This is a genomic window from Kribbella sp. NPDC043289 (genome assembly GCF_056436705.1).
The window spans coordinates 18,630-33,920 of sequence record NZ_JBWKCB010000011.1; the positions used below are offsets into that span (position 1 = coordinate 18,630).

The following is a 15,291-nucleotide window of genomic DNA, read 5'->3' on the forward strand; positions in this document are numbered from 1 at the left end:
GAGGGGTTCTCTGCTCGTATACGAGGGGAGAACCCCCAACACGCGGGGTTATCCGTTCCCGCAAGGCCAGCCGCGCGCGGCTCCCACCACCGCGCGCGGCGCCCACCCCGCGCACGGTTATCCCCTCGCGTGAGGGGTTCTCTGCTCGTATACGAGGGGAGAACCCCCAACACGCGGGGTTATCCGTTCCCGCAAGGCCAGCCGCGCGCGGCTCCCACCACCGCGCACGGCGCCCACCCCGCGCACGGTTATCCCCTCGCGTGAGGGGTTCTCTGCGCGTCTACGAGGGGAGAACCCCCAACACGCGGGGTTATCCGTTCCTGCGGGGTGGGCGCACGGGGCGCGGACGAGCTGCGTGCGGGCGGGTGAATGCCGCGCGGCTGGATCGCGGGTGGCGGGTGGGTGCCTGGGTGCGGGGTTAGGCGCGGGCGGTGAAGTGGTAGGTGCCGGACGGGGCTTTGCAGCAGGCTGCCTCGGCGGTGGGGGTTAGCGAGGTTAGAGCCGGCACTTCGGCTAGGGGGCGGCCGGATTCTTGGACTGAGGTGGGGTCTGTGGTGGGGATGTGGATTGTTGCCTCGGCGCCCGGAGGCACCGTGACGGTCAGCTCGAGTTCGCCGTCGGTCACCTGCCAGCGCGTGGAGACCCGGCCCGCCGGGGTGTCGTACGACGCCTCGGCCCAGGTCAGCCGTCCGCCCGGGCGGGGGTTGATGACGAGCTCGCGGAAGCCGACCGAGTCCGGCGCCTGGCTGATGCCGGCGACGTCGGCGTAGAGCCACTCGCCGACCGAGCCGAGTGAGTAGTGGTTGAAGGAGTTCATCGCGACCGGGCCGAAGCCGTTCTCCTCGGTCCAGCCGTCCCAGCGTTCCCAGATCGTCGTGGCGCCGTGCTTGATCGAGTACCCCCACGACGGGTAGCGGTCGTCGTGCAGCAGTTCGTACGCCAACTCGGCGTACCCGTATTTCGTCAGGATCGGGCACAGCAGCGCGACCCCGGCGAACCCGGTGGTCAGCGATCGTCCGCGCCGTTCGAGGTCGGCGACCAGGTGCTTCACCGCCGCCTGCTCGGCCTGTTCCGGCAGCAACCCGAACGCCAACGGCAACAGGTACCCGGTCTGCGTGTCCCCGCGAACTTTGCCCTCGGCATCGACGAACTCCGCAACGAATGCGGCCGCGATCCGATCCCACAGCTCGCCGTACGCCGCTGCCTCGTCCGTCAGCCCGAGCACCCGCGCGGTCGCCGCGGTGAACTCGACGCTGCGCGCGAAGTACGCCGTCGCGAGCAGGTCCCGATCGGTCACCACACCGACCTGCAGCCAGTCGCCGTAGTGACCGCTCGTCCGGTTCCGCCAGATGAGGTCCGGGTTGGCGCGGTGAATGTAGTCGACCCAGCGCTGCATCACCGGCCAGGCCGTCCGCAGCACCCGCTCGTCGCCGTAGATCCGGTACAGGGTCCACGGCACGATCGTCGCCGCATCGGCCCAGGCCGGCGTCCCGTGCCGACCGGTGATGACGTGCGGGATCACATCCGGGATCGCGCCCTCGTCCGTCTGCGCGACGGCGAGGTCGGCGAACCAGTTCTCGAAGAACGTCAGTACGTCGGACTGGTACGCGGCCGTCGGGAGGAAGATCTGCGCGTCCGCTGTCCACCCGAGTCGCTCGTCACGCTGCGGACAGTCCGTCGGGACGCTGACGAAGTTGCCGCGCTGACCCCAACGGATGTTGCTGAGCAGCTGATTGACCCCAGGGTCCGAGCAGTCGAACCGCCCCGCGACCGGCGTGTCCGAGTGCAGCACTCGACCCGTCACGTCCGCGGCCGTCAACTCACCCCGGTACCCCTCGATCTCGACGTACCGGAAGCCGTGGACCGTGAAGATCGGTTCGAAGAACTCTTCCGCGGCGCCGGCGCTGACGAAGTAGTCGGTCGCGTCGGCCGTGCGCAGGTTAGCGGTGTAGAGCTCGCCGTCGGCCTGGAGCATCTCGCCGTGCCGCAGGCGGATCCGATCGCCGGCCTGCGCGCCACGCACCCGCAGCCGCACCCGACCGGCAAGGTTCTGCCCGAGGTCGACGATGAACCGCCCGGGCTCCAGCGCAGTGATGGCGACTGCCGGGACATCCTCGGTCACGCGCACCGGATCGGTCGTCGTCGCGATCACCGTCGACACGTCACCACCGAGATCACCAGCCGGCACCCAGGCGTCTGCGTCGTACCCCGGGCTCGACCAATCGCCCAGCTCGAGCCGCGCGTCGTGCGACTCCCCCATCAGCAGGTCGGCGAACCGGATCGATCCGACGTGCTCCACCCATCGACCGTCCGTCGCCACCACGGTGCGCGAACCGTCCGGGTGGTCGACGACGAGTTGCGCGAGCAGCTGCGGCTTCTTGCCGTAGTGGTGCGCGTGACTGCGGGTGTCCCATCCGACGTACCCGGACCACCAGCCCTCACCCAGCACCGCACCGATCACGTTCTCGCCCTCGCGGAGGAGGTCCGTGACGTCGTACGTCTGGTAGGCGACGCGCTCGCGGTAGTCCGTCCAGCCCGGCGTCAGCTCGTCGTTGCCGACGCGCTGACCGTTCGCACTGAGCTGATAGAGACCGTGAGCAGTCGCATAGACGCGCGCACGCGTCACCGGCTGCGTGAGCTCGAACGAGCGGCGGTAGTACCGCGGCGGGGCGATGGTTGCCTGCCGCACGGTCCGCGGCTCGGCACGGTCCACCGGCGGCTCGAAGTACGGATCGGTCTCGTAGTCGTGTTCGATCCAGTGCGCCGCCCACTCGTCGTCGTGGAACAGGCCGGTCGCGAACGTCGCCTCGGCCGTCGACACAGCACCGGCCGCGTCACGTACCTCGAGCTGCCAGACGTAGTCGGTCTGCGAGGTCAGCGGAGCGCCACTGTGGTCGACGTACGTCTCCCGCTCGCTCCGCCACCCGCTGTCCCACACCAGTACGCCGCCGCGCAGCACCTGCACCCGGAACGCGTCCTGCCGGTCGCCGCGGGTCGGTGACGCCAGCCGCCAGCTCAGCCGCGGTCGCGCCGTACCGATCCCGAGCGGGTCGACGCGATGCTCACACCGCAGGTCGTACGCCGTCAGCGTCGTCACGGTCGGCGCCTCGGACAGCACCCAGCCAGTTGTCACCAGGACCACTCCGTCTCAGGTCGGTGGAGCTCGTACTCACGCAGGCCGCCGGCGTGCTCCGGGCGGTCGCCGTACATCGGGCGGGACGTGCCGGGCGGGTCGATCGCTATTACGTCGTCGCCGCGCCAGGTGGTCCGGAATTCGTTGCCGGCCGCAAGCTCCGTGGTGGTCTGCTCGACCATCGGGAACGTCACGACGACGCGCTCGCCCGGCTGCGCCTTCGGAATCGACAGGTAGCCGTCCGGTGCCCAGATGCGCTCGGCGCCGGTCCACTCGTCGTCTCCGCGCTGCAGCCGCAGTCGCGCGTACCCAGCCCACTCCGGGATGCGCACGCGGAGGTCGTCGATCGGCTCGTTGACGTGCAACTCGACCTTGCCTTCGACGGGCAGGTGGCTGACGACGTCAACGGCGTGATGACCGCGGTTCAGCAACAGGTTCACTCGGGTCAGCCGGTTGTCGCCGGTGACAATGCTGTTCCACGCCCAGAACAGTCCGCGGACGCCGGACCCGACACAGCACGCCTGTACGTCGTTGGTGTGCCCACGCCCCAGTGCTACGTCGGACACGTAGTCGTTCGGAGCGCCGTACCCACAGAAGGCGCCGAGCACCCGCTCGCCGACGTTCACGTACGTCCGCCACCCCGGCTCGTCCTGCGAACGGTCGGGCGCGGACTCCACCCAGCTCACGTCCAGCAGTTGCGATGCGGCGAGGTGATTGCGGACGAAGCGCTCCACCACTGCCCAGTACTGCGTGAGTCCGTTTCCGGCCAACGTAGTACCCAGGCCGACGAGGTCGACGAGTGAACAGGTCTCGTGCTCGTACTGCTGGTCGGCCAGGTCACCTGGTGTCCAGCCGAAGCCGGTCGCCTCACCGAGCACCCAGTCGTAGCTGCGCCGGATGAACTCGGTCAGCCCGTGGTCACCGGTGTGCCTCGCCAGCCGCGCCAGCCCTTCCAGCGTGCCCACGCGGGTGTGGAAGTGACCACTGCGGTACGCACGGGCCGGGTTGAAGCTCCCGTCCGCGTTGAAGACACCGCTCTTCTCGACGATCAGCCGGGCGAACCACTCGCACAGCTCCAGCGCGTCGGTGTTGCCCGTGGCCTGGTGGTAGCGCAGCAGCGGCATGATCAGCCGGCCAGAGAACGACGCCGGGTCCGGCGCCAGGTGGAGGTCGATCGCGTTCGACGACGGCCAGCCGTCCGTCGTGTACTCCGACGCCGGGTAGAACCAGACGTCGCGCTCCTTGATCGCGATGCGCTTCAGAGCGGCGACCTGACGGTCCGCGGCCCGCTGGGCCTGTGGATCGTCCGCTGCGACCACTGCGGTGGTCATAGCGAGCAGCGTGGCGCGCTGGTCGATCAGATTGGCGTTGGGCAACCAATGGCCCTTGGGGTGGGTCTGCCGATACGTCAGACCGTCCTCGGCGAGCAGTGCGAACAGCCGCTGCCGGTACTGGTCGGCGATGGTGTCCCACCGCGGCTCCCAGTCCTTGCCGCCGGTCATCTGGCGGGTCAGCAGGATCGCATCGGTGAGCCGGCCGTGGCTGGAGCCGTAGTCCCAGTCGCCGTGGTCCATGCGGGCAGGGCGAGCCAACAGGTTCGCGCTGAAGAACGGGATGCCGTCCCGGTCGTCGTCGGCCAGGCCGGTCACCGCGTTCATCGCCAGCGCGGCTCGTTCCTCGAGTAACAGAGTCGCTGGGATCATCGCCATAAGGAAAACCTTTGCCTCCGGACGGGGCAAAGTCAACCGGCTATCCACAGGCTGGCCGATCGGCCTTGTTTTCTTGAGGTTTGACGACGGAGACTGGGCGGACGCCAGCAAAGGAGGAGCTCCGATGAAAGCAGCCGTTCTGGAGGCACCGCGGCAGGTCGCGGTGACCGACGTGCCGGATCCGGACGCGGGCGGCGACGTGCTGCTGCGAATGCGCGCGGTCGGCTTGTGCGGCTCCGACCTGCACACCTGGAGCGGTCACCACCCGTTCCGCAAACCTCCCGTGGTGCTCGGCCACGAAGGCGCGGGCGAGGTGGTTTCCTCATCCGACGCACGCTTCCAGCCGGGCGATCGGGTGGCGGTGATGCCGGCGTTGTCGTGCTGGGACTGCACGCGGTGCGAGGCAGGCCATCCCCATCTCTGCGTGCACAAACGCGTTCCCGGCCTCGGCTGGGCCGGGATGCTGAGTGAGTACTTCGTCGCCCCAGCGCGCGTCCTGGTGCCCCTCAGCGACGAGATCGGGTACGACGAGGGCGCGATGATCGAGCCGGTCGCGGTGGGATGGCGATCCACGTCGGCCGTGCGGGGCGGTGACGCGGTCGCGGTGCTCGGCGGTGGCGCGATCGGGAGCCTGGCCGCCGCGATCAGCCGGTACCGCGGGGCACGGACGGTGATGGTGAGCGACGTCAAGCAACACAATCGCGCTTTCCTGACGGCGCAGGGCATCGATCTCGTGGTGGATCCGGTCGCGTCGGATCTGGTGGCGACAGGGCTTGACGCGAGTGGTGGGGACGGCTTCGACGTCGTCGTGGTGGCGTCGGGACATCCGAGTTGCTTGGCGGAGGCGCTGGCGTTGTGCCGGCCGCGCGGACAGGTGGTGCTGCTGCCGATGTTCGGTGGCTCGTTGACGGTTGATCTGAATCCAGTGGTTCTCAAGGAGGTCACAGTGCAGGGCTCGACGATCTACACCCCGGCCGATTTCGCGGCGGCCGCGCGGCTCGTCAACACGCGGGCGCTGGATGTGCGCCCGTACATCTCGGACGTAGTGCCACTGGGGGAAGTGCCGGACGTGCTGTTGGCGATCGATGGTGGGGCTGACCACCTCAAGACGCAGATCGACCCGACCCGATGAGCGCCGCCGAGGTCGTCGCGACGTACCTTGTCGAGACCTATCTGCCGCTTGACCAGGCCGCCGAGGTGATCGCCGGGGAGCAGTCCACCGGGACGTTCATCCGCGTAGCCCGCGAGACCGTCGAGCTCCGTGAACGGTTCGCCGCCCGGGTGCTGTCGATCGAAGAACTCCCACCCACGGGCAACGCCGACCTCCCCGGAGCAATCCGCCCTGCAGGCGCCGACAAGCGGAGTGCTCGGGTGCGGATCGCGTTCGGGCTGGACAACTTCGGGCCGTCGCTGCCCAACCTGCTGGCCGCCGTCGCGGGGAACCTGTTCGAGATCCGCCAGGTCGCCGGCATCCGGCTGCTCGACCTCGACCTCCCGTCCGAGTTCGCCGAGCGCTACCCCGGACCGCAGTACGGCGTGCGTGGGACCCGCGAGTTGCTCAACCGGCCGGACGGCGTACTGCTCGGCACGATCGTGAAGCCCAGTATCGGCCTGCCGCCCGAGGAGCTTCGCCTCGTCGTCCGCGAACTCGCCGAGGCCGGTATCGACTTCATCAAGGACGACGAGCTGATGGGCAACCCACCACACTCGCCGCTGGCCGAGCGGGTCGCCGTCGTCACCGAGGAGCTCGACAAGGTTGCCGCCCGCACCGGGCGCCGCCCGATGTACGCGTTCAACATCACCGACGACCTGGACCGGATGGCTGCCAACCACGACCTGGTGAAGGCCGCGGGCGGCACCTGCGTGATGGTCTGCGTGAACCTGGTCGGTTTCGCCGCCCTCGCCTGGCTCCGCGAACGCTGCGCCCTCCCCATCCACGGCCACCGCGCCATGACCGGCGTCTACACCCGCGCACCGCAGCTCGGGATCGACTACATCGCCTGGTCCAAACTCGCGCGGCTGTCCGGCGCCGATCACCTGCACACGAACGGCTTCTCCAACAAGTTCTACGAGACCGACGAGGAGGTACTGCGCTCGATCACCGCCGTACGCACGCCACTCCTGGGAGGCTACGAAACCCTCCCGGTCCTCTCGTCCGGCCAGACGCCGGGGCTTGCTCCCGAGACGTACCGCCAGACGAAGACCACCGACCTGCTCGTCCTGGCCGGCGGCGGCATCCACGGCCACCCCGGCGGTCCCGGCGCCGGCGTCACCGCGATGCGGGCCGCCTGGTCGGCCGCCGTCTCCGGTACGCCGATCGAAACGGCCGCCCGCGAAACAACCGCCCTTCAGCAGGCCCTCGATGCATTCCCCGTGCGAGCCTGACGTGGTTGAGGCGGCGTTCTATGGGGACGACTTCACGGGGTCGACGGACGCGTTGGCACAGTTCGCGCGGGTCGGGTTGCGGGCGGCGTTGCTGGTCACGTTGCCGTCGGCATCGGCGCTATGCGAGCTCGCCACGCGGTACGACGTGATCGGTGTCGCCGGGATCGCGCGGTCGTTGCCGCCGGACGAGCAGGAAGCCGAGCTTCGTCCGGTGCTGGAAGCGTTCCGCGAGCTCGGGCCGCGCGTCGTGCAGTACAAGGTCTGTTCGACCGCGGACTCCGCCCCCGGTCGCGGCAGCATCGGCCGTGCGCTGGAGGTCGGGCGGGACGTCTTCGGCCCGGCCCCGGTCCCGATACTGGTGGCGCAACCGGAGTTGGGGCGCTACACCACCTTCAGCCACCACTTCGCCGCCGAAGCGGGCACGATCCACCGCCTCGACCGCCAACCCACCATGTCCACGCACCCCTCGACGCCAATGCACGAGTCCGACCTCCGCCGCCACGTCGCCGCCCAAACGAGTCTCCGCATCGAAGCCCTCCACCTCACCAGCTACCCAAGCCTCCCCCAGTCCTACGCCACGCTCACCGCAGCCCCCGTGGACGCCGTGGACGCCGTGGACGCGGTGGACGCGGTGGACGCGGTGGTTCTTGACGCGTTGACCGACGAGGATCTCCGCGCTCTCGGGCGCGCGATCCTGCGGCGGGTCACCCGGGAGCCCATCTTCGCGATCGGGTCCGGCGGTCTGTCCCGAGCGTTGGCACTCGACCTCTGCGCCGCTGCTCCCAAGCCCACCGCCTCGCCGACGCGGACCGGCAGCGGTGGACCCGTGCTGGTGGTGTCGGGGAGTCAGTCACGCCGGACCGCAGAGCAAATCGAGGATGCTCGGACGAAGGAATGGGCTGTGCTGGGGCTCGCCGACGATGCGGCGACGCGGGCCGTGGCGGCGTTCGACGCCGGAGCTGACGGCGTGGTGGTGCACACGAATGACCTCCCGCGCGAAGACCTGGCAGCGGTGCCGAGCGGCCTGGCTCAGGTCGTACGCCGGGTGACGCGGGAGGCCGGCGTACGACGGGTGGTCGTGGCCGGTGGGGATACCTCGGGCCAGGTGCTGCGGCAGCTGGAGCTCAGTGCCCTGGAGCTGGTCGACACAACAGCACCCGGGGTACAGCGGTGCCGCGCCGTCTCGGGTGTGCAGGAGCTCGACGGGCTCGAGGTCTTGTTGAAGCCCGGTCAGCTGGGCGACGTGGATCTGTTCAGCACGTATCGGAACAGCTGATGGTGAAGGCTTCGACCGGGGCCCGTCGGCTGTCGATGATCTCGACGGTCCGCGGTGCGGAGCCCACCGTCAGGTTGGTGACGGTGATGTCGCGGACGACGGGTGCATGGCCGGCGAACTCATCAGGTTCCGCGTGGCGCGTCGTGATGAGAACAGCGGACGTCGTGACCGCGTCGACGACGACGTTCTCGACGGTGATGTCTTCGATCCGACCGCCGCGCTGGGAGTTCGTCTTGATGCGGAGCGCGTGGTCGACGGCCGAACCGGTGACGTGCAGGTCTCGCGCGTGCACGCCCCGAACACCTCCGGAGGCTTCGCTGCCGATGGTCAGGGCACCGTGGCCGGCGCTGAAACGGCAGGAGTCGATGCGGATGTTCTCCGACGGACGGCCGACCCGGCGACCGTCGGCGTCCCGGCCGGACTTGATCGCGATGCAGTCGTCCCCGGTGGTGAACGAGCAGCCGGTGATGAGCACGTCCGAGCAGGAGTCGGGGTTGCAGCCGTCGTTGTTCGGGCCGTGACAGTCGACGGTGATGCCGCGGACCAGAACGTCGTCACAGAACACCGGATGGACGACCCACATCGGGGCGTTGACGATCCGGACGTCCTCGATCCGCACCCGCCGGCACGAATACGGCTGGACGAAACTCGGCCGGAACCCGTGCCCCGGCTCGAACACCCGCTCCTCCACCGGTACGCCGTCCTCGACCATCTGCAGGAGGCGCTGCCAGTCGGTGCGTGGCCGGGTATCGCTCCACCAGTTGTCCGTGCTCGCACCACCGTCGAGAGTGCCGGTGCCGGTGACCGCGACATTCACCTCGTCGTACGCGTAGATCAGCGGTGAGTGGCTGAAGCACTCGATCCCCTGCCAACGCGTCCGCACGATCGGGTACGCCGCTGAGTCGGCAAGGAACCGCAACGTCGCACCGGCCGACACATGCAACTCGACATTGCTGCGCAACCGAATCGGCCCGGTGCGAAACACGCCGGCCGGTACGACAACACGCCCGCCCGTCAGCGCACAAGCATCAACCGCCGCCGCGATCGCAACGGACCAGTCCCCGCTCGAAGCGCCATAGTCAGTGATCAAGTAGTCAGTCATCAGCTGTCGTTCAGGTCCCGGATTCGGAGGGCGTTGGCCAACGGAACGGCGATCACCCACGAGGGGTTCCACGTGTTCGCGTGGCCGCGGCGTTGCCAGTGGGTCTGGAAGACCGCCTCGCCCTGCTCCCCAGGCAGCGGGAAGTTCCAATCTCCCGGGTCAGCAGCAATGCCCTGAGTCATGGCGTGCAGCGTGGTTCGGGCAGCGTCGACGTACTCCGGACGGTCAGTCGTCAGCCCGAAGGCGAGCAGTTCATAGGTCGGGAAGAACACATCCAGGTGGTGGTTCTGAACGCTGACAGTGGGCCACCCGACCGCGTTGAACCCGGCGGCCCGCAGCGGCGCGTCCTCGTCCTGCTCCGGCGACCACACGTAGACCCACGTGAGCAGCCAGTCGGCAGCGACCTCGCACCAGGTCGCGTACAACGGATCCGCAGTACGCCGGAAGAGTTCGTACGCCGCCATGAAGTAGTACATGCCGGCTTCTTTGTCCTCGCACGCCGCGTCCAAAGTGGACCGGGCGAACGGGCGGTCGAACGTCCGCGCGTGCTGATCGTGGTACCGCGTCAGCCAAACGGTCGCCTCGGCCAACAGCGCCGGGTCGTCAAGCACCTCCGACGCCTTCAGCACAGCAAGCACACACGGGATTCCGGCCGCCGACACCGTGGCGGCCGCGGCGGTCCCGTCCAGCCGCCACCCGACCGGGAACGTCCCGTCCGGCAGCAATGCGCCACGAAGGAACGCCACAGCTTCCTCGAGCGCCTTCACCCAGGACGCCGGCACCGGCTCCCCGACCCGGCGGAACAACGCGATGATGTCGGCGAGATCGGTGACCGTCTCGCCGTACGCGCGGCTGGAGATCATCGGGCGACTGCCGGCGCGGAAGCTGGTCCAGCGCCGAGTGCTGACCTGATACGAGTTGTGGCGCAGGCCAGGCGTCTGCGTCGGGCTCCCCGCGAGGTAGAACTCCACGGCGGCGCGACAGCGATCGATCCGCAGCCGGTCGCGGGTGTTGAAGCCAACCGTGGCGTCACACCAGGCGAGTTTGAGAGCCTGCCCGGTCCAGCCGTACAGGAAGTGCACCGGCTTCTCCGGCCCGTTGCCGGGGATCTCGCTGAACTTGGTGTAGCCGGCCACCGCGCCCGACTGGTACCACCTGTTGTCCAGAGCAACTGTCTTGCGGGTGATCAGTTCCTCGATCGCCAGCCCAGGAGCCCCAGGACTCGTGAAGAGCGCTCGGCCGGTGTGGACCAGGTGACGGAAGGCGTGGCCGCGCAGATCCTGCGGTCCCCAATCGAGGACCAGCCGCTGGGTGTAGACCTCCCCGGGGCGCAACGTGAGGTAGCCGTCCTCGGTCACCTCGGTCTCGGCCTTGCTGACGTACCGGATGTCCTGCTTACCGTCGAACATCAGTACGCCGCTCAGCGCCGCAAGCACCAGCCCTTCCTGCCGCAGAACCCCGAGCGACCCGTACCGGACCTGCCCGTCGGTCGAACGCCGTGCCTGCGGCCGGGAGAAGACGGACAGCCAGCGACGCTCACGACCCTCGCGCCACTCCACGCCCATCCCCGGGATCGGCAGCCGGTCCTCCTCCGCGACGAACCCGCCGCCCGGAGTCGGACCAACCCGCGGTACGGCGCGGGTCGGGTCGGCGGACGGATTGTCGTTGTAGATCAGACCGGGAATCGTCAGCTGGCTGTCCTTCACCCGGCCCAAGTCGAGCAGCAGCCCGACGGCCAGGTCGGCGAGGCGGCGCTGGCTGGTGTTGCGCCAACGGACCTCGAGGTTCAACCGATCCGCGTCGTCGAACACCAGGCGCAACTCGACGGCCACCGATCCCATCCGGCAGCCGGCGCGGTGCTCCCCCGCCCGCCGCGAGATCCACCAGCCGTCGGTCGGCTCCATGAGGGTCGGCTGCCACGGACGGCCGGTGGAAACGCTCAGCAGATTGACCACCGGCCGCTCGAGATAGACCGGCCCGTCAGTCAGACCGAGCTGCAGCACGACGCCGTCGGGCGTACGCCGGAGCTCGGCCTGACGTGGACCGGAGGTCAACGCAGGCATCAGGACGCTCGCCGGATCTGGATCGCCTGGTACTGCGTCCCGGGCAGCCGCACCGTCAGCCTGTCAGCCACCGTCTCGCGGGTACGCCGGACCGAGTGGTTCCACACGTCCAGCACGTCGACGTCGTACTCCCCGGAAGGCAGTGAGAAGGTCCGGTCCGGGAACTGGTGCTCGCCGAGGTACTGCAGGTAGTACGAGCCAGGGACCGCGAGCGTCGGCGCGTCGCGGTAGTCGTCGATAGGTTCGACACCTTCGGGCAACTCATCAAGCACCTCGCGCAGCAGCCGCAGACGCTGCGCCACCACTCCACCCGGTCGCGCCCCACCGCCCGACCACGGTCCGGTCTCCGCGTCGACGTACCACTCGCCGTGGGTGACGTAGGCGCCGCGGACGGTCCCCTCCCAGATCCGGGTCAGCATCTCCTCGGGGCGCAGGCTGGTGTCCGGTGTGACGCCGTTGCCCTCGTGACCGCAGGCGTCGACGAAGACCGGCTTGGCGAAGTGGCGTCGCAGCGCCGAGACACCGCGCAGGTTCTCCAGCCGGACGCTGAGGTGCGTCAGCCACGGCGTCCCAGGATCGGTTGCCTCATGCATCGAGATCAGGTGCTGCCCGGAGTCGAGCTCCCCGATCAGCTCGGCGACCGCACGAGCAGCCGGGCCGGCCTTCAAACACCAGGTGACATTGCGGTACGCCGCGAGCCGGTTCACCACGTCGCGGACGACCACCGTGTCCGCCGGCAACACGATGTCGGCGAAGATGTCCGCGGCCAGCAGATCCTGGACCTGTTCCTCGATCACGTCGGTCAACTGCAGCCGAACGCGGTTGAACGGCGACGCCGCGAGTGCAAGACGCGCCGCAGGCCACTGGTGGACCAGACCGAACCACTCAGTGGTCAGCGGATGGTACGGCGTTCCGTCGGCCAGCCGCAGCGTGGTGCCAGAGCGGCGGACCGGGCCGTGCGAAGTCGCAGGCGTGCACTCGAACGTCCCACCGTCGTACGACCACGTGCCTTCCAGGTCGGGACTGAAGCGGACCTTCCAGCCACCGGCGGACTGGAACGATTCCGCGTAGGCCAGTGCGCCGTCAGCATGCCGGAACATCACGGCGGTCGGTCCGGGCACGGGGAGTTCGAGCACGTCCCAGCGTGCTACTGACGTCATCGGGTCCCTCTCAGGGCGAGGTACGGGGTGGCGGGCAGTGGGATGCGGCTCGGGCCGGAGTAGTCGGCCAGCGGCGTGATGGTCATCGCGCGCGTGTCGATCAGGTCGAAGTGGAACGGCGAACCGCTCGGCAGGTCGAGGTCGACCGCGGACGGCTGCCGGTCGCCGAGGTAGTGCAGCACGCAGCGGTCGCCGTCGAGGTCACCGTCCGACTGCCGCGGCAGCCCGGCGAACACGCCGCGGAGGAAATCGATCCGCTCCGGACTCTCGCCGTACAGCCGGCCGCCGACCGAGATCCACGCGCGGGTCTCGCGGTCGACGAACGACTCGCCGTGGCCGACGTACCCGCCGAGTGCCATGCCCTGCCAGAAGCGGTGCACCATCTCGTCCGCGGTCAGGTTGCCCCAGCGGCGGCCGGCGTTGCCCTCGTAGCCGATCTCGTCGATCACCACCGGCTTCGGGCAGTCCCGCCAGACCTCGACCTCGGCGCCGTCCCAGTGCTGCACGCTCTGGTGGGTGATCCACGGCTTGCCGAAGTCGTACGGCGTGAAGACCTCGTACATCTTGGTCCCGTTGTGGATCGACCGCAGCCGCTGGTACGGGTCGTAGCGCTGCACCAGCTGCAGCAGCCGGTCCCAGTCCGCGATCGTCTTCTCGTGGTTGAAGTCGTACTCGTTCGACACCGACCACCAGACGTTCCGGTACGCCGCCAGTCGCGCGACGACGTACCGCAGGTACGCCGCGTCCTGGGCCGGCGTCATCCGGTCGAAGCCCCAGACGCCGCGGTCGTACGGGTGGAACAGGATCAGGTCCGCCTGCACCCCGAGCGCCAGCAGGTCCGCGACCCGGGCCTCGAACTCCCGGAAGAACGCCGGGTCGTAGCGCTCGACGTCCACCTCACCGGGCGTGGTGCCGACGAACGGCAGCCGCTCGGGGCGCATCCCCTCGGTCGGCAGCAGGCACATCCGCACCTTGTCGAACGGTGCCGACCGCAACGACTCGAGCGTGAGCTCCTGGAGCTCCTTGGTCTCGTAGGTCCAGTGGTAGCAGGTGGTCCCGATGCAGTCGTACCGCGAGCCGTCGGCGTACGCGAAGTGGTGCCTGCCGGCCACCTCGACCGGACCGTGGTTCCCCGGTTCGGGTGGAGTGCACTCGAACCGGCCGCGGTGCCCGTCCAGTTCGGCCGCGGAGCTGCTGGTGATGTACTCCCAGCTGCCCTCGCGGTCGGGCGAGAACCGGGCCCGATACGTCCCGTCGCCGTCGTAGAAACCGTCGACGGTCACCATCCGGTTCCGGAACTGATAGGTGATCTGGAACTCGACCTCGGCGAAGGGGTTGCCTTCCGATGGTCCGGACAAGGTGAGCTCGTGCAGGCCCCACTTCGTGATACTCATGGCAATCGGTCTCCTGCCTGGATCCATTCCGGCGCCAGGGTCACGTGCTTGATGGTCTTGCGCAGGAACGAGTACGCGACGTGCAACTGCCCGTCCCGGGTCTGCAGCAGCGTCGGGTACGAGTAGCCCAACTCGTTCTCGTGGTACTCCTCGTCCTGCACCTGGAGGTTCCGCCAGTACGGCCAGGTGGCGCCGTCGTCCTCGGACAACGCCAGCGTCAGCGGGGTCCGCAGGGTCTTCCGGCGTACGCCGCCCTGCCCGTCGTCGACCCAGCGGAACTGGTCCCGCTCGGCCGACGAGTCGTTGAACACCATCACGAGCCGGCCGTCGCCGAGCCGGAGTACCTGCACCGCGGAGTTGTTGTTCGGCAACGCGGTCTTCTCCGGCGACGTCCAGGTCCGGCCGTTGTCCTTCGACACCGACCGGTGGATGCGGTCGGCGGCGCGACTCCGGAAGTACCCGACGAGCTCGCCGGGCGACAGCTCGACGATGCTCATCTGCACCTGCCCGATCGCATCGGGCACCTCGACCGTCGACCAGTTCCCGCCCTGGTCGGTGCTGAGCTTCAGCACCGACCGCTCGGCGCTCTTGTCGCAGTCGTACGCCGGCAGCAGCCAGTCACCGTTGCTCAGGACAGCGACCGGGTTGCGGATGAAGCTCCCGAGGTGGTCGAACAACACCTCGCTCTGGTCCCACGTGAGTCCACCGTCGTGAGAAACACGGCGGATGACACGCGAGGTCGACTGGTCGTGCGGCTCGTTGGAGGTGTGCAACAGCCAGACCTCGCCACCGCCGACCACGAACAGCAGCGGGTTCTGCTCTGAGCGGCGAGTGTCGGAGGACAGCTGCTCCGGCGGCAACCAGGTGTCGGTGCCGGCGGGCAGGCGGGACAGCACGATGTTCGTGTCCGGGTGCCCCTCCTTGGGGCCGTTGAACCAGGCGCACAACAGGTCGCCGGACGCGGTCTCGACCAGCGTCGCGGCGTGGCTGTCGCCGGGATGGATGGTGGGCAGGAGGGCCGCACCCTCTCGGATGCGGCCGTCGAACCTGGGGTCAGTCACGATGCGAT

Annotated in this window: 10 protein-coding genes; 3 read left to right on the top strand and 7 right to left on the bottom strand. The window is 68.9% G+C overall.

Annotation, left to right across the window (positions count from 1 at the left end; genetic code table 11):
• Positions 1–418: 418 nt before the first annotated feature.
• Both AC0662_RS38610 and AC0662_RS38615 read right to left on the bottom strand, forming a co-directional pair.
• Complete coding sequence (locus AC0662_RS38610; RefSeq protein WP_478306896.1) at positions 419–3,133, bottom strand: glycoside hydrolase family 78 protein; 2,715 nt, start codon at positions 3,131–3,133, stop codon at positions 419–421.
• Positions 3,130–4,842, bottom strand: a complete 1,713-nt coding sequence (locus AC0662_RS38615; RefSeq protein ID WP_478306898.1) for a glycoside hydrolase family protein — start codon at positions 4,840–4,842, stop codon at positions 3,130–3,132. Before AC0662_RS38615 ends, AC0662_RS38610 begins: the two co-directional genes overlap by 4 nt.
• A 124-nt stretch (positions 4,843–4,966) precedes the next feature.
• On the opposite strand from AC0662_RS38615, the gene AC0662_RS38620 reads away from it, so the two are divergent.
• Genes AC0662_RS38620 through AC0662_RS38630 form a run of 3 tightly spaced genes read left to right on the top strand, consistent with a single transcriptional unit; the run spans position 4,967 to position 8,503 of the window.
• Positions 4,967–5,974, top strand: a complete 1,008-nt coding sequence (locus tag AC0662_RS38620; RefSeq protein ID WP_478306900.1) for a zinc-dependent alcohol dehydrogenase — start codon at positions 4,967–4,969, stop codon at positions 5,972–5,974.
• Positions 5,971–7,227: a RuBisCO large subunit C-terminal-like domain-containing protein gene (locus AC0662_RS38625; RefSeq protein ID WP_478306902.1), complete on the top strand. Its 1,257-nt coding sequence runs from the start codon at positions 5,971–5,973 to the stop codon at positions 7,225–7,227. Before AC0662_RS38620 ends, AC0662_RS38625 begins: the two co-directional genes overlap by 4 nt.
• Before the next feature lies 1 nt (position 7,228).
• Positions 7,229–8,503 (top strand): four-carbon acid sugar kinase family protein, encoded by a 1,275-nt coding sequence (locus AC0662_RS38630; RefSeq protein WP_478306904.1) that lies wholly within the window; start codon positions 7,229–7,231, stop codon positions 8,501–8,503.
• On the opposite strand, the gene AC0662_RS38635 is transcribed toward AC0662_RS38630, so the two are convergent.
• From AC0662_RS38635 to AC0662_RS38655, 5 genes are read right to left on the bottom strand one after another with little or no spacing between them, the layout of a single operon-like run.
• Positions 8,481–9,605, bottom strand: a complete 1,125-nt coding sequence (locus tag AC0662_RS38635; RefSeq protein ID WP_452200592.1) for a glycoside hydrolase family 28 protein — start codon at positions 9,603–9,605, stop codon at positions 8,481–8,483. The genes AC0662_RS38630 and AC0662_RS38635 overlap by 23 nt on opposite strands.
• Positions 9,605–11,668, bottom strand: coding sequence for a hypothetical protein (locus tag AC0662_RS38640; protein ID WP_452200590.1), 2,064 nt, complete (start codon positions 11,666–11,668; stop codon positions 9,605–9,607). Before AC0662_RS38640 ends, AC0662_RS38635 begins: the two co-directional genes overlap by 1 nt.
• Positions 11,668–12,828: a DUF5605 domain-containing protein gene (locus AC0662_RS38645; protein WP_452200588.1), complete on the bottom strand. Its 1,161-nt coding sequence runs from the start codon at positions 12,826–12,828 to the stop codon at positions 11,668–11,670. The genes AC0662_RS38640 and AC0662_RS38645 overlap by 1 nt, the downstream gene beginning before the upstream one ends.
• Entirely contained in the window at positions 12,825–14,222 is a 1,398-nt protein-coding gene (locus tag AC0662_RS38650; RefSeq protein WP_478306906.1) for a DUF5060 domain-containing protein, read from the bottom strand. Before AC0662_RS38650 ends, AC0662_RS38645 begins: the two co-directional genes overlap by 4 nt.
• Complete coding sequence (locus AC0662_RS38655; protein ID WP_478306908.1) at positions 14,219–15,283, bottom strand: sialidase family protein; 1,065 nt, start codon at positions 15,281–15,283, stop codon at positions 14,219–14,221. Before AC0662_RS38655 ends, AC0662_RS38650 begins: the two co-directional genes overlap by 4 nt.
• Positions 15,284–15,291 lie beyond the last annotated feature (8 nt).

Excerpts from the sequence above, each read along its gene's own strand:
- AC0662_RS38615 (WP_478306898.1), bottom strand. The coding sequence starts at position 4,842 with ATGGCGATGATCCCAGCGACTCTGTTACTCGAGGAACGAGCCGCGCTG.
- AC0662_RS38620 (WP_478306900.1), top strand. The coding sequence starts at position 4,967 with ATGAAAGCAGCCGTTCTGGAGGCACCGCGGCAGGTCGCGGTGACCGAC.
- AC0662_RS38625 (WP_478306902.1), top strand. The coding sequence starts at position 5,971 with ATGAGCGCCGCCGAGGTCGTCGCGACGTACCTTGTCGAGACCTATCTG.
- AC0662_RS38635 (WP_452200592.1), bottom strand. The coding sequence starts at position 9,605 with ATGACTGACTACTTGATCACTGACTATGGCGCTTCGAGCGGGGACTGG.
- AC0662_RS38640 (WP_452200590.1), bottom strand. The coding sequence starts at position 11,668 with ATGCCTGCGTTGACCTCCGGTCCACGTCAGGCCGAGCTCCGGCGTACG.
- AC0662_RS38645 (WP_452200588.1), bottom strand. The coding sequence starts at position 12,828 with ATGACGTCAGTAGCACGCTGGGACGTGCTCGAACTCCCCGTGCCCGGA.
- AC0662_RS38650 (WP_478306906.1), bottom strand. The coding sequence starts at position 14,222 with ATGAGTATCACGAAGTGGGGCCTGCACGAGCTCACCTTGTCCGGACCA.